This window comes from Colwellia sp. RE-S-Sl-9 (assembly GCF_048296855.1).
Lineage (GTDB): Bacteria > Pseudomonadota > Gammaproteobacteria > Enterobacterales > Alteromonadaceae > Pseudocolwellia.
Genome location: NZ_CP182631.1, coordinates 1324550 through 1347534, shown reverse-complemented (window position 1 = coordinate 1347534; position 22985 = coordinate 1324550). Strand labels below are relative to the sequence as shown.

Below are 22985 nucleotides of genomic sequence, written 5' to 3'. Positions count from 1 at the left end.
CACAAATATTGTTTCAAAATTAATTAACGGATTAACATGATTTGAATTAACATAAGAAGCACAACTTCTTAATAACTCTACTATGGTAAAAATATGATTCTTTATGGCAGCTACACATCACCGTTTGTAAGACATTGTCGTATTGCTTTATTAAGCGCGAATATCGACTTTGAATTTGTTGATACCGACTATGCGAGCAGTGCTGAAAAATCACCAGCGAAGAAAGTACCATTTTTACAAGATGGTAATTTAACGTTAACTGATTCAAGCAGTATTTTATTGCATATTAAACAAAAAAATGGTCAAGCGGGATTTGTTGATGTTGCAGACTTTGATCTATACGCATTAGTAAATACAGCACTTGATTCAGAAATTAATTTATTCATCTTAGGTAATAGTGGCATTACGCCTGAAAACAATGATTACATGCAACGTCAGAGAGATAGAGTGAGTGATTGTTTAAAGCAACTTAATACGATAATTAGTTCAACAACTATTAGCGAACATAATTACTCTGATGGACAAATTCGCTTAGCTTGTTTACTTAGTTGGGGAGTATTCCGTCAGCGTTTTTCAATTGATAGGCATACTGGGTTAAGTGACTTTTTAGCAAAAATTAATACTTGGGAATTATTTGAAGCAACAAGTCCAGATAAAGCTTGATAGGACTGTTGAACTTTTACATTACTAGTCAATTTATTAGACACCGTAAAGTTAACTTAACTTCAAATTATAATCTTAATTTATAATATTTTTTCCATGATTTTACTCTTCTATATGGAGTTACTAACCTTGACTCCATATAACTGCCTAGATACTATGCACACCTCAGTTTAATATGGATTTTATCATTCATGAACAAGTTCTTTTCTCTACTATTACTTGGCTCTTCATTTCAGTGCTTTGCTGACACTCCTTATATTGGTGTAGATTATTTATCTACTAATATTGAGCTTTCTAGTGAAGAAGCTAAACCCAAAGCAACAGCTTTACGAGTAGGTGTTAGTAATAACAATATGGCTTTTGAAGCTCAATATTTAGTCGCTAATAATACCGATAATATTCTTCGTACAGAATTTGATATAGAAAAAAGTATCGGGCTCTATTTTGTTATGCAATCAGGTATTGTGGATGGTTTCGGTTTAGATCTTTCAGCAGGCTATGCAATGACTGAAATGACGGTTTCGGGTCCTGAAGAAGCATACAATGGTACCGATGATTATAATGGTTTCTCGTGGGCTATTGCTATGCATCAACAAGTTCCTTACTTAAAAAACACTCAAGTTAGGCTCGCCTATCAGTCACTTTATAAAGATAGCGATATTGAAATTACGGCTATTTCTCTTGGTATAACTTATCAGTTTTAGTACCTATTACCTTGCTGTATAAAAGGAATTCAGATGAAAATTCAAAAAAAATCACTGCCTTATAGGCTTCTCATTAGCTCTTTAATATCAAGCTGTTTCGCTATAGTGGGTTGTAATTCAGATCATAATTCGGCTGAGTTAGCCCGTTCAGTTGAGCTAGAAAAGCTACGTGCTGATGGCACTATTATCGAAAAAGTAACCATTATTAATGATCATATACGTTTATCTAAAGATGATAAACATCAACTTAAAGTGATGGGGCTTGATAGTAATGGTAAACTACGAGATGTAACCAATGAAATAAAAAGTTGGACTTCAAGTGATCCTAGTATTGCTACTGTGGATAGTAAAGGTTTAGTAACGGCAGTAGCTAATTCAACGGTTAATCAAGGTATTGTCACTATCACAGCCACTACTATTTTAGAGGATATTTATGGTGAAGGTGAAATATCCGTCAGTGACGTAGGTGTAACAAATATTGCATTAAAGACAATTTCACCAATAACCGATGAGGTATATGACGGTAATATTTATACTTGTATCGGTACTCCTATAAGAGGAGATGTCACATACAATGACGGCTACGTATCAGAAAACACAGTAAAAAATATGGAGTTTAGCCTGAATAAAAATACAAGTGCAACTATCACCACTGACGGTACTTTGTATACCTCGTCCGCTACAATTGAAGATATTATTATTACAGCAAAAATAGGTAATGTTTCAAAGTTATTAGCTGTTACAGCTGATCCTCAATTTTTAGATAATATCGATGTTTTACGTAATGACGAAATAACTAGTTTGATTACCTTAAACGTTGGTGAACGTATGCAAATTAGCAGCCAAGCAACTTTAGAGTCTAAAGCTTCTAAACAAGATTTTGTTATTGATAATGCTATCTCTTGGTCACAAGTAGGTCAGAACGTTAGTGGTATAACAACAGAGGGTGATAATAAAGGAACTATATTAGCACTTAAACCAGGTGTTACAACATTAACTGGAACCTGTGGTGGTAAAGAAGCTATAGCGACATTACAAGTTACAGGTGAAGCAGATATAGACTCTATGCAAATCAATGATGGCACAGATATCACTCTTGAGCCTTCAGATTCAATAGAGTTAACATTAACTGCTAATTATAAGGGGACACCTGAAAGCTTGAATGTTTCTGAATTTGCTCAATGGAGTACTAACGGCGGAAGTAAGCTAGTAGAAGCTAAACCTGTTCAATTAGGTACGAATAAGGCGAGTTATAAATTAACAAGTACAGCAAATGCTAAAGGCGTTGTAATTGTTTCTGCTATTTATGACGGAGTTGCAAGTACTATTCGTGTAAATATTGAGTAAATACTTGGCCTTGTTTAATTAAACGGTTAAACAAGGCTTAACTTAAAACTAAATAAGTAACTAGATCATAGAACTATACGAAAGACTCACAAAATCTAACCCCGGATTTGGACTTTTAAAGCCCGCATTTGAGTAATGCAAATAGCGTAATGCAATGCTATTTTTTTGATTTTTCCCAAACTTATAAACTAAGCCTAATCTGTCTTCAAACTGATAATGAGTACTTACGTTTTTTCCTGCAAACTGCGTATCATCTAATAATGATACGCCTATGCCTAACTCTGCATATAACGGGTTGGAGTAGGCACTGCCAATTTGATACCTAATTACTGGCGACATCGCTAATACAAAGTTTGTATCATGTTTGTTTTCTGCGCCGTATTCCCAAAAATTCACACTAGTTTCAATATAAAGTCCTAGGTTTGATGAAAATTGCTTTAAGTAATCAGTATGACGCTGATAGGCAATTTTAATACCTTCTACGTCGCCTTCGCCACGAATGTAGTCAACAGCAATCACATTACTATCTGCATGAGCTGTAGGTAAATGGGTAGCTGTTGTGAAAAGTAATAGGGCTGCTGTGTATGTTTTTAGGTTGTTTAATATGTTCATTTTTTTAGTTTCTATTAATGTGTTTGGTAATGTTCAGTAAAGATATGGTACAAATAGAGGTCATTGGAAAGGCTTCTAAAAGTCTTCATTTTGAATCTAATCGTCCAAAGATATAAATTCAGGCTGAGTTATAAATCGATTTCGATTGTATTGCTGTTTTTTGCCGGAACAGCACAACAGATCAGTACTTCGTTTTTATTTATTGGTGCGCTAGGTTGATTTCTGTAAGTCACTTCTCCTGATAATAATGTCGTTACGCAGGATCCGCATTTACCATTACGACAACTAAATTCAGGCGTTAACCCATGCTCTTCAGCTGTTTCTAAAATCGTTTTATCACCTTGGCTCCATGGTTGTTCAAACTTAGATTTGGTAAATTTGATCACACTGTTTTCAGCTTCTAGGTTTACTTGATCAGTAGTGGTAAGAGCAACTGTTCTTTGTATTGATGCAGGGCCAAAAGCTTCCGCAAAAATACGGGAATCTTTAACGCCTAATTCAGACAAAGTATTGTATTGTGATTGCATGAATGCTGTTGGACCACAAAGAAAAAAGTCATAGTCGTCGAGAGACAATATTTGTTTATAAATAACTGCACTTAAACGACCGCTAGCATTAAAATCAATGCCTGCTTTTTCTGTTGTTAAAGGCTGGCTGATAAAGCTCAAGTAGCGTATAGCACCGTTTGTTACTTGTTCTAATTGTTTAAATTCAGCTAGAAATGCACGGCTATTTGTTGTTTTAGCTGCATGAATAACGGTTAACGGGCGAAGCTGTCGCATGCGAATACTTTCATTGTAAACATGCAAGGCCATTGACATCATGGGAGTAATACCTACACCCGCGCCAATAAGTACGGCGGGTCTTTTTTCTAAAGCATTTATATAAAAGTCGCCACGAGGTGTTTTTACTTCAATAACATCACCTTGCTGTAAGTTGTTGTGTAAGTAGTTTGAAACAATACCTTTATTTTCTTTTTTTACTGAAATTCTGTAATAGTTTTCATCAGGTGCTGATGAAACGGTGTAAGTGCGAATATGTGCTTTTTGATCAGGCAAAGAGGGGATTTTTACCGTTAAGTATTGTCCTGCTTTAAAGGTTAATAGCGCGCTGTTGTCGTTAGGCTCTAAATAAAATGAACGAATGTCTTCACTTTCGTTTGCAACTTTAGTTACTTTAAAAGTTTGCCACTGCTCTTGTTTAGCTTGAGCAGCAATGGTTTTAGCGGTTTCTTCCCAATTACCTGTCATTAATGTATTCGGAGAATACTCGCCTAAGTTTGCTCGAAAAGGCAAAGCGTCTTTTAATCGAATACCGTGATCAAGTGTAAACTTCCACGCTCTTTCAGCGCCTTTAAAAGCTTGTATTTCTTCGTTAGTCTCTTCATTAGTAAGTGTTTCATTAGCACCCCATAATAATTCTACAGTGCCCGTTAACATTAATAATTCGCCAGTTGAAAAATCAATAAATATTAAGCCGCCTTTAGGGTTAATCAAAAAATTACCTAAGGTATTAAAAAATTGATTACCCGCGTAATCAGGTATTGTTAAGGTGTTTCCTTCTATTTTAATAAATCCAGGTCGGCCTCCTCGGTGAGATACATCAACACCTTCTATTTTGGGTTGATCTTTTGATTGAACAAAGCTTGAAACAAAAAAAGTATCAGCAGTTTTAATTAAAGCTTTTGCTGCTTGGTCAAGTGTTGAGAAGGTTTGTTTTTCATAATGCTGACCTTGTTCGCCTACTTCACGAATAAAGTTGAGGCTTCTGTGTTGAATATACTGCGGACAATTACCGAAGGATTGGTCAACGTTAACGGTTACGTTATTTTCATTCGATGTAGCGATACGCCCATTTACTCTATTGCGTCGTCGTGTATTGAGTTCTATACCAACAAAACCTAGAGGTCGGCCTGTTTCTTTTAATGATTCGCCAAGCGGATCACCTTGAATGGCTGTACTTGCTATATTTAATGAAGTGGGACTTGGTGATTCAACAAAGCCCGGTTTACCGGGTAAAATTGAAGCCCATGGCCAGCCGTTATTGTCTACACTACCCACAACCATAAAAGGCAGTTGCGCAAAAAATTCTCTGTGTTGATCTGGCATAAATGAACGCACAGCTCGATGACCAATGTTTTCCATTTTTTCACGTTTGCCTATGCGTGCTTGTAATTCATGTTCACCACGATGAAAAGGTGATAATGGAGTTTCATTATTATCTTGAGTTGTTATTTGCTTATCCATAAATACCTCGGTAAAACGATTGGGAAGTTATTTAAGAGAGCATGTCGAAATTAACGTGGCATGCTCTATCGGTGTATAAGTTGTATTATATTTACTCAGCTAATAAACCCGCTTTGGTTGTTGGCATCGCTTTAAAACCTGATAACGATTCAATGTTTGATAATAAACGACGAACATTAGGGTAGGGTTCCAATGAAACACCACCTTCAGGAGCATGTGCTGTATAGCTATAAATAGAGATATCAGCAATAGTCGGTGCATTACCTACTAAAAACTCACGATCCACCATATGATTTTCAAGCTTAGTTAATACTTTTGCAGCGGTTGCTTTAGTAAAATCGTGATCAATTGGCACATTAAATACCGTAACTAATCTTGCAGCAGCAGGGCCATAAGCTAATTCGCCTGCGGCTAAGGTAAGAAATTTTTGTACTTCAGCTTCTAATTGAGGATCTTGCGGGAGATAATCTGGCGCATATTTTCTCGCTAAGTAAACTAAAATAGCGTTCGAATCGCTGATCACAATATCGCCATCTTCAATCGTTGGCACTTGTCCTAATGGGTTCAAGGCTAAGAAAGGGGCTTGTTTATGTTCACCTTCTGGTAAATTAATATTATTTACTTCGTGCTTTATACCCGCAATGCTTGCAAATAACTCTACGCGGTGAGCATGGCCTGAAAGTGGAAAGCTATGGATCTTTATTGAATTTGTCATTTTTATTCTCTCTTAAGTACAGTGATGGTGCTTGTTTTAAATGAGTGACTACTATATTTTTGAATCGAATCGAAGACAATAGCTTGAAATATGGAATCTTTATGTACATTATGGGGATAATATGTGAGAGATGAGATAAGCTAATGGATACGATAAAGTGTATGGAAGCATTTGTGGCTGTTGCTACGAATGAATCTTTTACTGGTGGGGCTAAGCAAATAGATGTTAGTACTAAACTTGCCAGTAAATATGTACAACAGTTAGAAGAAAAACTAGGTGCTCAGCTATTTTACCGTACTACCCGAAGTGTTACGTTAACCGACACGGGTAAAGCTTATTATGAACGTTGTGTGCCTTTACTGGATCAATTTGATGAACTAGAAGGCATGGTTCAACAGCGACAATCAGATCTCGCTGGACCTATAAGAATAACAGCACCAACAGGGTTTGGTAGTAAAGAACTGGTAGAGGCAATAGCAGCGTTTCAGCTTATTCATCCTAATGTAAGTATAGATTTACATTTAGCCGATCATCTTGTTTCTATTGTAGAGGGAGGATTTGATTTAGCCGTTCGCTTTGGCAAATTAGATGATTCTACATTGATCGCTCGTAAGCTACGCGACATGCGTATTGTTGTTGTTGCATCACCTGATTATTTACTTAAATACGGCGAACCTAAACACCCGAGTGGATTAACAACGCATAATTGTTTATTACAAATGACCACCAAGGAACCTGCCCATTGGAGCTTTAAACTAAAAGGCGAAATAAAAACCTACAAAATGCAGGGGAGCTTTCATGCCAATTCACCACGCGCTATTGTACAAATGGCTGTGCAAGGTGTTGGTATAGGCAGAGCACCATTATATGCAGTCAATTCGCATGTGGAAGACGGCAGCTTGAAGATATTATTTGAAGCTGCGGAAGCATCAGCCATTGGTCTTTATGCGGTTTATCCGCCTAACCGACATTTAACGGCACGCATTAGAGCTTTTATTGATCATCTTGTAGAGTATTATGATTTTTAATGAATTGGTAATTTCTACAGACTAAATTAGCACGACTTTATTAATTTTCTTTTGAATTAAAATAAGCTCTTTATTTATAAAAGGGGATTAAATAATACTTATAACCATTAGCCCTTGTACATAAACAATATACGTTATAATATCACACTTAATTAGTATCAATCATTTGCATCTATTTTGTTAAACGTATTACCTAACAAATTATCTAACTTTTTAATTCAATTACAGCGAGTCAATGCACGTCAGGTTTTTGTACCTATCGTATTGGCTTTTGCCTTGTTGTTTTCATTTATAAGTCATGGAAACCACTATGATTTAGCTATTGGTGATTTAACAAGTAGCAGTGCAGAGCAAAACTGTCATTTATGCCAGCAAAATATAGATAATGTTGATAATAATGTTGAAATTATTCAGCAGCTGGCCTCACGTTTTTTAAGCTTTTCATCGAATGTTGTTAAACCGTTAGCACATTCAAACTACTCTGTAACACCTCCTTTAAGAGCTCCTCCTGTTCAATTGTAATACTTAAAATTTATTTTACCGTTACCACAACGTGTTTCGGTATTTTTAACGTTTATTTTTGAGTTCACAGGAACATCCAATGACTTTTATTAAAAAAAGTACGATGGCGTTTAAGCTGTCGTGTTGTACTTTAGGTATGCTTGCAATACCGCAAACATTCGCACAAACAATTTCAGGAAAAGTAGTTAATACTGCTGGAAAACCTAGCGTTAATAGCCAGATTGTTCTTGGCCATAGTAATAAAAAAGTATTTACAGATAACCAAGGTTATTTCGAAATTTCAGGATTAGATGCCGGCGAATACGAGCTTCATATTGTCGCTAAAAACTATAGCCACTTTAATGAGCTTGTTAGTGTAGGCGACAACGACTTAAGCGGATTGTTATACACCCTAAAACCAAGTGTGATGGAAAATATTGACGTTTATGCTACGCCATTACATTCCTCTTCAATTGAGTCAGCATTGCCAATTAACGTGTTATCGAGTGATGAGTTAAGATTAAAACAAGCGTCTACCTTAGGTGAAACACTTAAAGGAGAATTAGGTGTTCATTCAAGCTACTTTGGTCCTGTATCAAGTAGCCCTATTATTCGTGGTTTAGATGGGCCGCGTGTCATGGTGACTCAAAACGGACTTGATGTAAGTGATGCTTCTCGCGTAGGTCCTGATCATGCCGTTTCATCTGAAGCAAGCACAGCAACACAAATTGAAGTATTACGCGGACCTGCAACATTATTTTACGGCAGTGGCGCTATTGGTGGTGTAGTGAATGTGGTTGATAACCGAGTGCCTACCAGCATAGATAATCAAGTAGATTATTTAGTTAAACACAACGATGTGTCTGATGAAAACGAAGCTTCTTTTAATGTAAATACCGGTGTAGAGCTTGATAACGATACGGCTTTAGCTTTTCATGTAGATGCTTTTTATCGTGAATCTAACGATTATAAAATTCCGTTAACTGATCTAGAGCATGACGAACATGAAGATGAAGAGCATGAAGGCGAAACGGAAGAAGAGCACGAAGAACATGAAGAATTAACGGATACCTTAGAAAACTCTTCTTCAAGGGCTAAAGGCTATAACGCCGGTGTTAGCTATTTAATGGATAACGGTTTTATAGGGTTTTCTTACGGATATTTAGACCGTAAGTACGGTTTACCTGGACATGAACACGAGGAAGGCCATGATGAAGCAGAACATGACGAACACGAAGAAGAGCAGGTATACAGTATTTTAGAGCAAGATCGTTATCAGATTTTAAGTGATCTAACTTTTGATAATGACGTATTCCATCGTGTTGCTACTAAAATTGCGTATACCGATTATATTCATCAAGAAATTGAAGATGGCGCTCCGGGGACTACCTTTAAAAATAAAATGTTTGAAACGCGCTTTGACTTATACCATAAACCTTTAAACGACTGGAAAGGGGCTTTTACACTCCATTATAAAAAGTCAGACTTTGAAGCCATTGGGGAAGAAGCATTTACGCCTCCTTCAAAAACAGCGATGACAGCATTTGCATGGCTAGAAGAAAAACACTTTGATCAATTTCTTGTGCAAGCAGGAATACGTCTTGAACATGTGTCATTAAAAGCAGAACCAACCGATGAAAGTGATAATTTTATTGCTTTAAATCAGGATATGAAAGATCAATCATTTACTCCATTAAGTTCATCTTTAGGCGTTGTATGGAACTTTACTCCGGGCTACAACTTAGGTTTATCGTTAGGTTATTCTCAACGTGCGCCGTCTGCCAGTGAAGTGTTTTCAAATGGCCCGCATATTGGTACTAGTACTTATGAGCTAGGAGCGCTATACAAAATAGATGAAGCTACAGAACAAGTGGTTTTATCCGATAAAGATGTTGAGCTTGAATCAAGTTTGAGCTTTGACGTTACCTTTAGAAAGTTCGAAGGTGATTTAGGTTTTGTTATGAGTGCTTTTTATAATCGAATTGATGATTATTATTTTCAACGCAATACAGGGTTTACCAGCGAAATATTTGAAGACGAAGAAGAGCATAACGAAGCAGATCACGAGCATGAAGAAGAAAGCTTTCTACCTATTTATGCCTATGAACAATCAGATGTCGATTTATATGGATTAGAATCTGAGCTGATTTATCAAGTATCTTCAAACTTTACCGCTAAAATTTTTGGTGACTACATCAGAGCTAAATTAACGCAAGGCGACAACTTACCAAGAATTCCACCTTTACGTATAGGTTCTGAATTTAATTACACAGGCGAAAATTTTTCTGCATCGTTAACTGCTCAACGTTATTTTAGCCAAAACAAAGTCGCTGAAAACGAAACGTCTACAGAGGGCTATACCATGGTTGACGCAAACATTAATTACTATATAAACAATATAGGTGACGATTTTGTTGTGTTTTTAAAAGTAGATAACATTACTGATGTTGACGCTAGAGTACATTCATCTTTCTTGAAAGATGTAGCGCCACTGCCTGCAAGAGGTGTGAGTTTAGGTGTAAGAGGAAGTTTTTAAGTAAGCATTCGAAAGTGATAAAGGTGGAATGAAAATTCCACCTTTCATCATGAAATGTTTACTCTTTATCTCAGAAAATTGAATTTAGACACTAGCCGAAGTATAACGTTAAATGCCTTCATTAATTCAGTGTCTATTACATGAAATCTCTAATAAATCAGTTAATCAAACATCCAATAAATTACTCAGTAAAAAAACACATAAAACCTCAATTATTGTTCACCGCATTTAGCGTCATGTCGTTATCGTGTACCTCGGTATATAACTCAGATACTAATATTCCAGCCACTTCTCAAGTTGATACTCAAAATACAGTTGTTATACCTGCAATTATTCAAAGTAAGCCGAATTTAAATGTTCATACTTTAAATAAAGAGATAACCCTGGAGCAAATAATGTCAGATCCTGATTGGTTTGGTAGAGCGCCAGAGGCTTGGTATTGGGGGGATGACAGTAACACTATTTTTTATCAACAAAAGCGTGAAGGTAATATTTTACGCGATTTATTTGTAAAAAAAGTTAATGAAAAAGGTAATGGAAAACAAGTTAATTTAGCTCATTTACATCAAGTGTCAGACAAAAACGCGATTCTTAATCATGACAAAACACATGAGGTTTATACCTTTGAAGGCAACGTATTTATTAAAACGCTCGCTAGTGGCAATGTACATCAGCTAACGTATACCTCGGCTGTTGAAACTTCACCGATGTTTTTAAACAATGGCGATGTGGCTTATCGAATTGGTAATGTTTTTTACAGCGTAAATTTAAAAAATAATCAAATTAAAGAGTTAGCTAATTTATTAATGACTTCGGAAAATGAAGCTGAAAATATTTCAGCTAACGAGTCTTACTTAGCGAATGAGCAAACCAAGCTGATTAAATACCTGAAATTACAAGAAGAAAACGCGCAGCTGATTAAAGACCAAAAACGCACTTGGCGTGTTAAAAATAGCTCAATTACGCAAACTAATTTTTACTTTAATAAAGACTACAAAGTTGTTCATGCGAGTTTATCGCCCGCAGGAAATAAAATAATAGTTAGTGTAGCAAGTTCTGCTGCTATGTCTGACAGTAGCGATGTTATGCCTGATTATATTGGTAAGTCGGGCGATATTGCGATCAAATCTGTACGCAGTCGAGTAGCCGATAATCGACAATATAATGAATATGTTTACTTGTTAGATATTACTGATGGCACTATGGCGTATATACCTTTTGATACATTACCTGGATTTGATGATGATGTATTAGCTAAGGTGCGTGCAGAAAATTATAAAAAACAGGGCCATGTTTATAAAAGTGAAAAGTCGCCTCGGTATATTCATGTCATGGAAGCGAATGAGCCTATTCAATGGAATGAAAAAGGCGATAATGTCGCCATTTTGTTTGAAGCGTGGGATAACAAAGATCGATGGTTAGCAACGGTTGATTTTGCAACCAAAAGCTTTGAATCACAACATAGGTTACATGACGATGCTTGGATCAATTGGTCGTTTAATGAGTTTGGTTGGTTAAATGCAACAGCAAAAAGTGACGACGCCTTATATTATTTATCGGAAGAGTCGGGTTACTCACATATTTATGTTAAGCCATTAAAAGGTAAAGCAAAACAGTTGACGTTTGGTAAGTATGAAGTAAACGATTTAGTTTTATCGAATAACCAAGATTTTTTATTTTTTAGGGCAAATCAAAAGCATCCTGGTATTTATGAAATTTACCAACTTGATTTACAGTCTGGTGACGTTACTGCGGTAACCGATCTAGGGGGCGATAATTATTATCAATTAAGCCCTGATAATACCAAGCTGTTAATTTCTCACTCTGAGATAAACATGCCCCCTGAACTTTATGTGGAAATTGTTGATGATACGCCTGAAGCTATTCGTTTAACGCATACGGTTTCAGAGGCTTTTTTATCAATGCCTTGGTCGTTACCAAGTATTGTCGCTATTCCATCAAGCAATCAAGCTGAGCCTATCTATTCAAAAGTGTATTTACCTGAAGGGGTTGATAGTAAAAACGTTAATAATAAACAGAGTAAAAATAAAGCGATTATGTTTTCACATGGCGCGGGTTACTTACAAAATTCTCATTTAGGTTGGTCAGGATATTTCAGAGAATACATGTTCCATAGTATGTTAGTACAAAAAGGCTATGTGGTTATTGATATGGACTATAGAGCTTCCGCTGGATATGGACGCGATTGGCGCACGGCTATTTATCGCCATATGGGAAAACCAGAAGTAGAAGACATGCGAGATGGTGTTAATTGGTTAGTTGAAAATGCTAATGTTGATCGCAACCGTGTGGGAACTTATGGTGGTTCATACGGTGGATTTTTAACGCTAATGTCTATGTTTACTCAACCTGATTTATTTCAGTCAGGTTCAGCTTTACGCTTAGTGTCTGATTGGGCTTATTATAATCATGGCTATACGTCTAACATTTTAAATACACCTGCTGACGATCCCATTGCGTATGAACGTAGCTCACCTATTTACTTTGCCGAAGGGTTACAAAAACCACTATTAATTAATGCACCTATGGTTGACGATAACGTATTTTTTCAAGATACCGTTCGCTTAGTACAGCGATTAATTGAATTAGAAAAAGAAGACTTTGAAACAGCTATTTACCCCGTAGAGCCACATGGGTTTGTACAGCCTAGTTCTTGGTTAAATGAATACCGTAGAATATTTAAATTGTTTGAAACTACTTTATAGCTATTTTTTCGACTTTTTAACATGGTAAAGAGAAAGTAAACCAATAACTCCACCGCCTATCATGCCCCATAAGTGAGCGTCTATCGCAACAGTAGCAGATATTAAGTCTGCTACTTCTTCGCTTGCTCCTTTTACTTGTTCGTGAATTACCTTACCTATAACGGCAACAAGTAACACAAAGCCCGTTTTATCTTTATTTTGAATGTCTTTAATGGCTCCCCATATAAATAAGCCGTGTAAAACACCCGATAAACCAACATATTGCATAATTTCAGGTGAATAGACATAAACACCAAAGGTTGTGGTAATAGCGCAAACAATAAAAATAAGTGTGTAGTTAAGTAAATTATAAAATTGACCGTGTAATGCCCAGAGTAAAATAACCGCGCTTATATTTAGAACAAAATGATTAAAATTAGTATGTAAGAAGTGTCCTGTAAGTCCTCGCCAAAATTCACCCTCTATAAAGCGATCACGTTGAAAAGCTAAAGAATCTACATCGAAAATAAAAGCGAGTGTGGATAAAATAATAACCAATAAAGGTAAAGCGATTTGATGTTTTTTAAGCGGGAGTGATTTTATTGTGAACATATCAATTTTTGTTGAATTTTAAAGGTTATTCAATATCGTAACTGTCTATTTATTTGATAGTATACCGATTATATTTTGAATGCACCTGTGTAAATACTTGATGTGCAGTTTAATTACAGTAGTTAAAGATGAAAAGAGAATGTTGTCCCCTTTGTTTACGTGCAAAATCAGCCTGTATATGCCATTTGTTTACAGAAATAATAAATGATATTCACGTGGTTGTACTTCAACATCCTACAGAAGTAAAACAAACCAAAGGTACTATAACGTTATTGGCCAATTCCTTAGTTAATTGTACGGTAATTGTTGGTGAGGTTTTTAAGGAGAATGCTGAATTAACTGAAATTTTATCTTTATACCAAAATGAAATTGCCTTGTTATACCCAAGTGAAAATGCAAAAACGTTAACAAATGAAATGGTTAAATGTGATAAAGTTTTGAATTCAATAAAGTGTATTATTTTAATTGATGGCACGTGGAAAAAATCTTATAAAATGTATATGCTAAATGACTTTTTACATGGCATGCCTCATTTAACCTTACCAGATGATATTGAAAGTAAATATCATATTAGAAAAACACAAAAAGCGCAGGCTTTATCATCTTTAGAAGCCTGTGTTTATGCTTTAAGTTCAATAGAAACTAATTCAAATAAATATAAACCATTATTAAACCGTTTTAGCCAGTTTAACGATTTTCAATTGTTATTCAGGCAAGGTAACTAGCTCAAGTTCATCAGTAAGGAAGGTTATGATTTCTCCGTTTAAACCGTCACTTATTATTAGCGCACTGTTAATGATTTCATCGTGTGGCAATAGTTTTTCACCAGAACAACCAAACTCTCAAAATATTGTTAAAAAAGCAGAGCAAGAAGACAGGGAGCCAGAAGCAGCAACAGGACTAAAACAGAAAAAAGATGTTTTTACTGAAAAGTTTATGGTCGCCGCGGCTAACCCTTATGCGAGCCAAGCGGGTTACAACGTACTTGCTAAAGGCGGTAGTGCGGTTGATGCTGCTATTGCCGTTCAGTTGGTGTTAACTTTAGTTGAACCGCAATCGTCAGGTATTGGTGGTGGTGCTTTTATGCTTTATTGGGATAAAGCCAATAAACATTTAACTACTTTTGACGGTAGAGAAACCGCGCCAGAAAAAGCAACGTCTGACTTGTTTTTAGATGAAAATGGCAAGGCAGTTTCTTGGATAAAAGCTGTTGTAGGTGGACGCTCGGTTGGTACGCCAGGTGTATTGGCAGCTTTGCATCAAGCACATCAAAAATATGGTAAGTTGGCTTGGAATGAGCTGTTTGTAGATGCGATTAAACTTGCTGAAACGGGTTTTGTTGTTTCACCACGCTTAGCAAAATTAATTTCATTAGCTTATAACCCCGGTGTAAAACAGCTACCTGAAATAAAAGCTTATTTTTACCCTAATGGTGTCGCTATAAAAGCGGGCGATATTTTAAAAAATCCAAAACTAGCTAAGGTTTATAAAAGTATTGCGCAAGAGGGTATTGCTGTTTTTTATGAAGGTTGGGTCGCTAAAAAAATTGTAGATAAAGTTCAACATACACAAATTGCACCGGGGCGTTTATCGCTTAGCGACCTAAAGCAATACAAACCTAATCAAGTTGATGCTGTATGTGGTGAATACAGAATTTATAATATTTGTGGTATGGCTCCACCAAGCTCTGGTGGTATAGCTGTTATACAAATGTTGGGGCTATTAAGTCATTTCGATTTAAGCAAACAACAACCAAACAGTATTGAATCACTACATTTATTTACGCAAAGTTCGAAACTCGCATTTGCTGATAGAGAAAAATATATCGCTGATCCTGCATTTTCAAATGTACCTGTTGCTGGCTTATTAGCCCCTGATTATTTAGCTGAACGGGCTAAGTTAATTGATCCGAAAAAAGATATGGGTAAAGCACAAGCTGGCGCTCCTATAGGTGCGCTTGCTTTAGGCTTAGATAATGCGATAGAGCGTCCGTCAACTAGCCATATTTCAATTGTAGATGCCGATGGAAACTCCGTATCAATGACAACCAGCGTAGAGATGGCGTTTGGTTCAGCGGTTATGGTTGAAGGTTTTATACTGAATAACCAGCTAACAGATTTTTCATTGTCGCCTACCCAAAACGGAAAGTTAGTGGCTAACCGTGTAGAGCCTTTTAAAAGACCAAGAAGTTCAATGGCTCCTACTATGGTATTTGATCAAAACAATAATTTAAAGTTAGTGTTGGGTTCTCCAGGAGGCAGTCGAATTATTAATTATGTAGCGCAAACCATTGTAGGTGTTTTAGATTGGGACTTGTCACCTCAAGCGGCGGTTAACTTACCTAAAATAACCAATCGTAATGATTCAACAACTCTTGAAAAAGGCACCTCATTAGAGGCGCTAGCACCACGTTTAACGGCAATAGGTCATAAGGTAGGTATTCGTGACTTAAATAGTGGATTACATGTCATTAAAGTACTTAAGGATGGCTTACAGGGTGGAGCAGACCCGAGACGAGAAGGTAAAGTGTTAGGTCAGTAGGTTATTATCGTTTTATTTAAAAACGTGAATATAACAAAAAGCCCGAACATTATCTTACGTTCGGGCTTTTTGTATTTGAATAAATTTTGTTAATTCTTAACTGGTCTATAACAGTCCTTAAAAGGGGTCTTTTAATATTTTATTAATAACCCATTTATCATCAACTTGTATAAGAGATAAACGCTTAACATCTTTTATTTTATCTCCTCTATAAAGTCCATCAAAAAAAACAGTGATAGTTGCAGCATCTTTAAATTGTTCACGTACTTTGACTCCACTGTCGTCAGGGGTAATTTCTACTTTATCAAATTGCATATTGAATAGATGACGTCCAACGGCTTGAGGTGACTTGTAATGTAGGATAATTCGAGATAATTTGGGGCTGCATACACTAGCTGCTTTTTTTATGTTTTTTTCATTATATAAAGCATCAAAAAATGCAATAACAACTAACTCAGGGTTATCTATTGTTGATATGTCATTTTTATCTTTATTACAGCCTAAAACTAAAAGCGCTAAACCAAGCAGTATATATCTAGTAAAGTTCATAATTTCCTTGAGAACATTGTGTTTAAACGATTAATCTATTGGCATTGTAAAGTTATTTTAGGCAATAAAAAAGGCGCTAAAGCGCCTTTTTTGATTTACTTTGTATTATTGAACTAATTCTTTATCAGAGAAACTATCAGTAAATAAGGCACTTGATAAGTAACGTTCAGCAGAGCTTGGTAAAATAACAACAATGTTTTTATCTTTATTCTCAGGTTTTTCAGCAAGTCTTTTTGCCGCTACTACAGCAGCACCTGAAGAAATACCCGCTAAAATACCTTCTTCTTTCATTAGGCGATGAGCCATTGCCATAGCATCTTCATTAGATACTTGTTCAACAGCATCTACAATCGATAAGTCTAAGTTACCTGGAATAAAACCAGCACCAATACCTTGAATTTTATGTGGACCCGGTTTTAATTCTTCGCCCGCTAATTTTTGTGTAATTACGGGTGAATCTGTTGGTTCAACAGCTACACACAAAACTTCTTTATCTGAAACATTTTTAAGGTAACGGCCTGTACCTGTTATTGTGCCACCTGTACCTACACCCGCAACAAAAATATCAACATTACCATCAGTATCTTCCCAAATTTCAGGGCCTGTAGTTTTTTCATGAATTTCTGGGTTAGCTGGGTTATCGAATTGACCTAAAAGAATGGTATTTTCAGGATCTGCATCTCTAATTTCTTTTGCTTTAGCTATAGCACCGTTCATGCCTTTTGCGCCGTCAGTTAATTCAACTTTTGCACCTAGAGCCGTTAATAATTTACGGCGCTCTAAGCTCATAGTGCTTGGCATAGTTAATGTAATGCCATAACCACGTGCTGCAGCAACAAATGCTAATGCAATACCTGTATTACCACTTGTAGGTTCTACAATGTTTTTACCTGGTGTTAATAAACCTTTTTTCTCTGCGTCCCAAATCATATTTGCACCGATACGGCACTTAACGCTAAAGCTTGGATTTCTGGCTTCTATTTTAGCGAACACATTACCTGTTGTTACGCGGTTAAGCTTTACAAGAGGCGTTTTTCCTACTGACGTTGAGTTATCTTCAAATATATTTGACATGCTTACTTCCTATACATTTTGGCTTTAAGTTTTAATACTGACTTAATAGCACTTTATTTGATATTAATACCAATTTGAATAATAAATTGAGTAACTTAACGTTACAGAACCAACTTGGTATAAATTAGGTATTTAACGAATATCTTGATTCGAATAAATTTACAGTCTTAGGTTATATGCTTATAAATAAAAAAGAAGTGATATTTAGTTATAAGATATACGGGATAATTTGAATTGGCATATATGTTGATATATTACGAGTGATTTTTGTACTCTTATTACGTGTTTTTTCTTAATTATAATGACTTAACCCCGGTATATCTTCTATATTAAAGTCGTCAAGCTGTTCAGGGGTTGCAAACTTTAAAATGTAAGTTTCGTATACTTTGGAACGTACAAAAATAGTAAAAATATCCCCATCGAGATGATTATTTAATACCAGCTTCCCCATAATTGTTAGGCATTCGCTAACGGGTTTTGCTTTTTTGTAAGGTCTGTCTGATGCCGAAAGGGCTTCAAATATATCTGCTACAGCCATTAAGCGTGCAGGTACTGACATTTGTTCTTTTGTTAAGCCTTTAGGGTAACCTTTACCGTCCATTGTTTCGTGATGACCTAAAGCATATTCAGCAACATTTGATAAATGCTTAGGGAAGGGGAGTGCTTCAAGTATGTCACTCGTTACATCCATGTGATGCTGAATGATCAAGCGTTCTTTATCGTTTAACGTTCCTCTTTTAATACAAAGATTAGTGACTTCGTCTTCGGTAAGTAACGATTGCTTTTCTCTGTTTATTACTATGCTATAACGAGTGGCTATTTCTTTAATATGCTGTTCTTGCTGATCTGTTAAAAATTCACCGCCAATATTAATTTTTTGTATAAAAGCTCTATCTAAATTGAGTTGTTTATGGGCTACATCAGATGCTCTTTCAAGTTGTTGAACTTCTATTGTATTACCATTTTTTAAGGCTTTAATCATACTTTTTTGAAAGCGAATATCTATATCTCGCTTGGCTATTTCAAATTTAGAATCAATAAAGTGAATTCGGTCAAAAATGGTTTCTAGTTTGGTTGATTTATCAATAATGTGATCAGGCGTTACTATTTTACCGCAATCGTGTAACCAACCTGCTATATCGAGTTGATGCCTTTCTTGTGGTGTAAGGTTAAAGCTTGCCAGTGGTCCTTTATTCTCATCATGTACAGCATCAGCTATTAATAAGGTAAGTTCAGGAACTCTTTTACAGTGACCGCCGGTGTGAGGCGACTTTTCATCTATTACGGCAGCAATAGTTTGAGCAAAAGACTCAAACAGCTCTTCCATATTTTTTATTAATGCTTTGTTGGTTAACGCAATAGCCCCAAGTGAAGCAAACGAAAGTATTTGCTCTTCAACTTCGGGTGTAAATTCTACGGTTACTGGTTGACCTTGATCATTGTTTTCTTGAGCGTTGATTATTTGAATAGCACCAATAATATCGCCAATGTGATCTTTTAATGGAAACGTCAGCATGGATTGCGTTCGATAGCCTGTTTCTTTATCCATTTTACGCGCGGCACTTAAATCGTAAGGAAGTTCGTCGTATACATCTTTGATGTTTATAACTTTAGTGCTATTAATGGCGTGTGCGATCATGGCACTTTTATTTGGCTGACCATCTATAAATAATGGGATGCTTGGAAATGTAATAGGGTTATTTGAACTACCACCTAAATGTAAATTTAAACTGTTATTAAGAACAGTTCTAAATTCAGCATTTTTAGCTTGATCAACCATATAGATTGATCCCGCATCTGCGTTTGAAATTGTCATGGCAGCAATAAGCACTTTTTCCATTAAAATTTCGGTATTTTCTTCACTACTTAATTCAATACTAATTTTAAGTAAATGTTGGAAAACAGTCTCGTTCAAATATTTATTATTCATAATTCCCTATTTTGACTGATGGACGAAAATACCATTCCACGATATTGGTGGTGAGTTTTTTAATAGTGCTAATCTATCTAAATATATATCATAAAGTGCTTTTGAACAAAAATCATTTTGTTTTAATTGGTTAAAGACTTTTATTGCCTCATCCCACTCTCCTAATGTGTATGCGTTTATCCCTTTTTGATGCAGTAATAAATAGTCTTCAATCTCTTTATTTGAATTTTCTTTAAATGCTATAGGTTGGTAGACAGTAACCGCCTGAGCTTTTCCTTTTACTCTAATTTTGTCAACTTGCCGGCATAAAATATAATTAGGTGACATTTGCTCTAATGTTTTTTCTGTAATAAGAATATCTACGCCATAATACTTGGTTAACGATTCTATTCTTGATCCTAAATTCACTTCATCACCTAATACGGTATAGGCTTTACGGTAGCTTGAACCCATATCGCCAACATTCATATCACCAGAACTGATACCTACGCCTATATTAACGCTAGGCCAATTTCTCTCATTAAAAATACGGGATAGTTTATGAGTTGCTTGGATCATTTTTAAAGCGGTTACTACGGCATGGGTTGCGTGATCGTCGTCATCTAAAGGCGCATTCCAGAATGCCATAACCATATCGCCTACGTATTTGTCGATAGTGCCTTGATGATCAAAAATAATAGAGGTGACTTCAGTTAAATAAATTTGCATAAATTCAGTTAACTCTTCAGGGGTAAAATTCTCTGAAAGTTCGGTGAAACTTCTAATGTCAGCAAAAAGTACAGACATGTTTCTTTTTTCACTTTTAAGTTGTAAATTTTTATCCGCTTTAATAAGTTTTTCTATGTAGGCAGGGGGAACGTATTGGTTGAACATGCCTATAATACTTTTTCTTTTTTGGCTCTCCATTATGAACCCTATACCAGCGTAATAGAGAGTTAGTAATAAAGTTAAGAGTAGATTTTGAAATAAAGGTAGGCTTATTTTTAGTTTATTCCATAAATACCAGTTAATGACTATGTGAATACAGAAGAAAAACGTACTAAAAATGAGTATCTTTGTTGGCGTTTGCTCTGTCATTAAAAAAGAAAGTATTAGCCCTGTAGATATTAATAACAATAACGATATAGCTAAAGTACTGTCTGGCTCAAAAGGAAGAATTTCAGGATGAATTAAACTTTCAAATACGTTGGCATGCACTTCAACCCCAGGGTATTGAACACCAACTGATGTTGCTCGTAGGTCAGATAGCCCAACGGCTGAAGTTCCTACAAAAGCAATACTTCCTTCTAAATGACCTTTAGGTAATTTTTGATTGAGTACATCTGTGGCTGAAATGTATTCAAAACTATGTTTTTTTCCTTTAAAAGGAATAAGTATTTGACCTTTTTCGTTAGTGGGAATAATGTTTTTTCCAAACTTAACGCCTTGTAACCATGAGATATTATTATTTGATTTAGTTACAGCTTGTATTGAATCGTTTAAGGTATAAACACGTGCTGCTTCTAGTGCTAACGAAGGATAAAGCGTGCCGTTATAGTTAAGTACAAGAGAGGCTTTTCTGATAAATCCATCACTTTCAGGTACGGCATTAATAAAACCTGCGCCTAATGCAGATGTTTGTAGTTTTTCAATATTGCCTAATGCATTATTAAATACGCTGATCTCGGATGACTCGTTTTTATTTTTTGTCCAAATAATTGAGCTAGGCGGTATATAGCCTGTATTTTCGGCTTGATTATCAAATAAAAAACCTAAAACAACTTCAGAATTCTCTAATGTTTTAGAAAAAATAGTATCAGCATCAACAGACTCTGATAACGCGTTAACTTGAGTGCTTAGCTGTTTATTTAATTGAGGATTTTTATTTAATATTTCATTGACGGGGTTTCTTTCTGGCTCTGCAAAAAATATATCAAATGCGATAACCACCACACCCGCTTGATGAAGTTTTTCTACTAATTCAGCGACTTTACTTCTGCTCCAAGGATAGCGACCTTGTTCCTTCATGCTTTTTTCATCTATATCTATAATAACGATATGTTCATCAAACTGCCGTTTTTCAGCAGGCAGGTTTGTATTAAGCCTGAAGTCGTACAATATCCCTTCAATACGCTGAATAACTTCTTGTACTTGAGAAACATTAATAAACTGTAAGCTTATAACGAAGCAAGTTATACAAACGCCAATAAGAAAGCGTGTGGTGAATAACTTGTTGCACGTGCTTATAAATATATTGTGTAAGAGGGATTTCAAGTGAACTTTTTAAACCTCGGGTGCGAATAGCTTTTTAATAAATGCGGTACTCTATAAAATAGAATGATTATTAGCTTAACGTAAACTCATTGTATTTAAATCAAACGTTGAATCCTCTTTTGCACAAGCAATTTGTGTTATTCCTGTATTTTTTGACTGAATTGATTGTTCTTGCGCGAGTAACTCTTGGTCTGTTCTACAAGGATCGTGACTAATAAAAAAGAGTTGTTTTACATTGGCTTGAATAGCAAGTTTCATAACTTGTTCATAAGTACTATGGCCCCAACCATGCTTTAACGGCATATCATGGTTGTTATATTGAGCATCATGAATTAATACATCAGCGTCAGATATAAATTCGATCCATTCATCCCATGTTGTGGCTGCTGCAGAAGGTGGAATTAATTCATTATCGGTAACAAAAGCTATTTTTTGATTGTCGCCTTGTAAACAGTAAGCCGTACCACCGTCGGGGTGATTTAAGGCTTGTGTTGTTATAATAAAGTCATTTAGCTTAAATTTACTTTGAGGCGATGAAATAGCATTTAATGTGATTGAGGAGGGGAGTTCGTTGTATTTTACCGGGTGACTTGAGCCAGACATTTGTTTCAATATCATGTCGTTGTCATTATTGTCCATAATTCCTGTTATAATATTAATTTTTGTGTTCGTGCAGTATATAGGATGGAAATATGGAAAACCTTGAATATGATCCCAATGACTATGTGTAACTAAAATATTAATTGTTTCTTTGTAATGATTTAACTTTTTGTTGAGCTTTGTAATACCTGTACCTGAATCTAAAATAACAAAGTCGCCATTATTAAGCTCAACATATACGCATGATGTATTACCACCAAACAATACGGTATTTTTTCCAGGTGTCGGCATAGAACCTCTAACGCCGTAAAATTCGATTTTCATTTATTTTAATACCATTAGTTCTTCTTTTTAAGTAAGCGAACATCA

General features: G+C 35.7%; 18 protein-coding genes. 9 read left to right on the top strand and 9 right to left on the bottom strand.

The window, feature by feature from the left end; translation table 11 throughout:
* The first annotated feature begins 93 nt into the window (after positions 1-93).
* The 3 genes from ACM9HF_RS05830 to ACM9HF_RS05820 all read left to right on the top strand — a co-directional run bounded on the left by ACM9HF_RS05830 (position 94) and on the right by ACM9HF_RS05820 (position 2714).
* The gene (locus ACM9HF_RS05830) at positions 94-663 is read left to right on the top strand and encodes a glutathione S-transferase family protein (RefSeq protein WP_473615524.1); all 570 of its coding nucleotides are present in this window, start codon (positions 94-96) and stop codon (positions 661-663) included.
* Between the two features lie 191 nt (positions 664-854).
* Positions 855-1367: an outer membrane beta-barrel protein gene (locus ACM9HF_RS05825; protein WP_077337886.1), complete on the top strand. Its 513-nt coding sequence runs from the start codon at positions 855-857 to the stop codon at positions 1365-1367.
* A gap of 33 nt (positions 1368-1400) precedes the next feature.
* The gene (locus ACM9HF_RS05820) at positions 1401-2714 is read left to right on the top strand and encodes an Ig-like domain-containing protein (protein ID WP_473615520.1); all 1314 of its coding nucleotides are present in this window, start codon (positions 1401-1403) and stop codon (positions 2712-2714) included.
* Positions 2715-2774: 60 nt separating this feature from the next.
* Here ACM9HF_RS05820 and ACM9HF_RS05815 read toward each other — a convergent pair whose 3' ends face one another.
* From ACM9HF_RS05815 to ACM9HF_RS05805, 3 genes are all read right to left on the bottom strand, one after another.
* Positions 2775-3326 carry an acyloxyacyl hydrolase gene (locus ACM9HF_RS05815; RefSeq protein ID WP_473615514.1) on the bottom strand — a complete coding sequence of 184 codons (552 nt, stop codon included), beginning with the start codon at positions 3324-3326 and terminating at the stop codon, positions 2775-2777.
* Between the two features lie 128 nt (positions 3327-3454).
* Positions 3455-5572 carry an FAD-binding oxidoreductase gene (locus ACM9HF_RS05810; protein ID WP_473615510.1) on the bottom strand — a complete coding sequence of 706 codons (2118 nt, stop codon included), beginning with the start codon at positions 5570-5572 and terminating at the stop codon, positions 3455-3457.
* 91 nt (positions 5573-5663) lie between these two features.
* Positions 5664-6287 (bottom strand): glutathione S-transferase family protein, encoded by a 624-nt coding sequence (locus ACM9HF_RS05805; RefSeq protein ID WP_473615506.1) that lies wholly within the window; start codon positions 6285-6287, stop codon positions 5664-5666.
* A 143-nt stretch (positions 6288-6430) separates the two neighbouring features.
* Here ACM9HF_RS05805 and ACM9HF_RS05800 point away from each other — a divergent pair, with 143 nt between their 5' ends.
* The 4 genes from ACM9HF_RS05800 (at position 6431) to ACM9HF_RS05785 (ending at position 13078) form a co-directional block, all read left to right on the top strand.
* On the top strand, positions 6431-7315 hold the full coding sequence (locus ACM9HF_RS05800; protein WP_473615503.1) for a LysR family transcriptional regulator: 885 nt from the start codon (positions 6431-6433) through the stop codon (positions 7313-7315).
* 177 nt (positions 7316-7492) lie between these two features.
* On the top strand, positions 7493-7837 hold the full coding sequence (locus tag ACM9HF_RS05795) for a hypothetical protein (RefSeq protein WP_473615499.1): 345 nt from the start codon (positions 7493-7495) through the stop codon (positions 7835-7837).
* Between the two features lie 79 nt (positions 7838-7916).
* Positions 7917-10352 carry a TonB-dependent receptor gene (locus tag ACM9HF_RS05790; RefSeq protein WP_473615497.1) on the top strand — a complete coding sequence of 812 codons (2436 nt, stop codon included), beginning with the start codon at positions 7917-7919 and terminating at the stop codon, positions 10350-10352.
* Between the two features lie 236 nt (positions 10353-10588).
* Positions 10589-13078 (top strand): S9 family peptidase, encoded by a 2490-nt coding sequence (locus ACM9HF_RS05785; protein ID WP_473618261.1) that lies wholly within the window; start codon positions 10589-10591, stop codon positions 13076-13078.
* Here the strand turns inward: ACM9HF_RS05785 and rrtA are convergent, their stop codons facing one another.
* Complete coding sequence (gene rrtA / locus ACM9HF_RS05780; RefSeq protein WP_473615493.1) at positions 13079-13669, bottom strand: rhombosortase; 591 nt, start codon at positions 13667-13669, stop codon at positions 13079-13081.
* A 128-nt stretch (positions 13670-13797) separates the two neighbouring features.
* Between rrtA and ACM9HF_RS05775 the strand changes: the two genes are divergently transcribed.
* Both ACM9HF_RS05775 and ggt read left to right on the top strand, forming a co-directional pair.
* Entirely contained in the window at positions 13798-14394 is a 597-nt protein-coding gene (locus ACM9HF_RS05775) for a tRNA-uridine aminocarboxypropyltransferase (RefSeq protein ID WP_473615489.1), read from the top strand.
* Between the two features lie 25 nt (positions 14395-14419).
* Positions 14420-16210 carry a gamma-glutamyltransferase gene (ggt, locus tag ACM9HF_RS05770; RefSeq protein ID WP_473615486.1) on the top strand — a complete coding sequence of 597 codons (1791 nt, stop codon included), beginning with the start codon at positions 14420-14422 and terminating at the stop codon, positions 16208-16210.
* A gap of 117 nt (positions 16211-16327) precedes the next feature.
* Here the strand turns inward: ggt and ACM9HF_RS05765 are convergent, their stop codons facing one another.
* From ACM9HF_RS05765 to ACM9HF_RS05745, 5 genes are all read right to left on the bottom strand, one after another.
* Entirely contained in the window at positions 16328-16759 is a 432-nt protein-coding gene (locus ACM9HF_RS05765; protein ID WP_473615483.1) for a hypothetical protein, read from the bottom strand.
* 105 nt (positions 16760-16864) lie between these two features.
* On the bottom strand, positions 16865-17833 hold the full coding sequence (gene cysK, locus ACM9HF_RS05760; RefSeq protein ID WP_473615480.1) for a cysteine synthase A: 969 nt from the start codon (positions 17831-17833) through the stop codon (positions 16865-16867).
* Positions 17834-18125: 292 nt separating this feature from the next.
* Positions 18126-19763 (bottom strand): HD domain-containing phosphohydrolase, encoded by a 1638-nt coding sequence (locus ACM9HF_RS05755; RefSeq protein WP_473615476.1) that lies wholly within the window; start codon positions 19761-19763, stop codon positions 18126-18128.
* 6 nt (positions 19764-19769) lie between these two features.
* Positions 19770-22016: a CHASE2 domain-containing protein gene (locus ACM9HF_RS05750; protein WP_473615472.1), complete on the bottom strand. Its 2247-nt coding sequence runs from the start codon at positions 22014-22016 to the stop codon at positions 19770-19772.
* A 75-nt stretch (positions 22017-22091) separates the two neighbouring features.
* Positions 22092-22940 (bottom strand): MBL fold metallo-hydrolase, encoded by an 849-nt coding sequence (locus ACM9HF_RS05745; protein ID WP_473615468.1) that lies wholly within the window; start codon positions 22938-22940, stop codon positions 22092-22094.
* Positions 22941-22985: the final 45 nt, after the last annotated feature.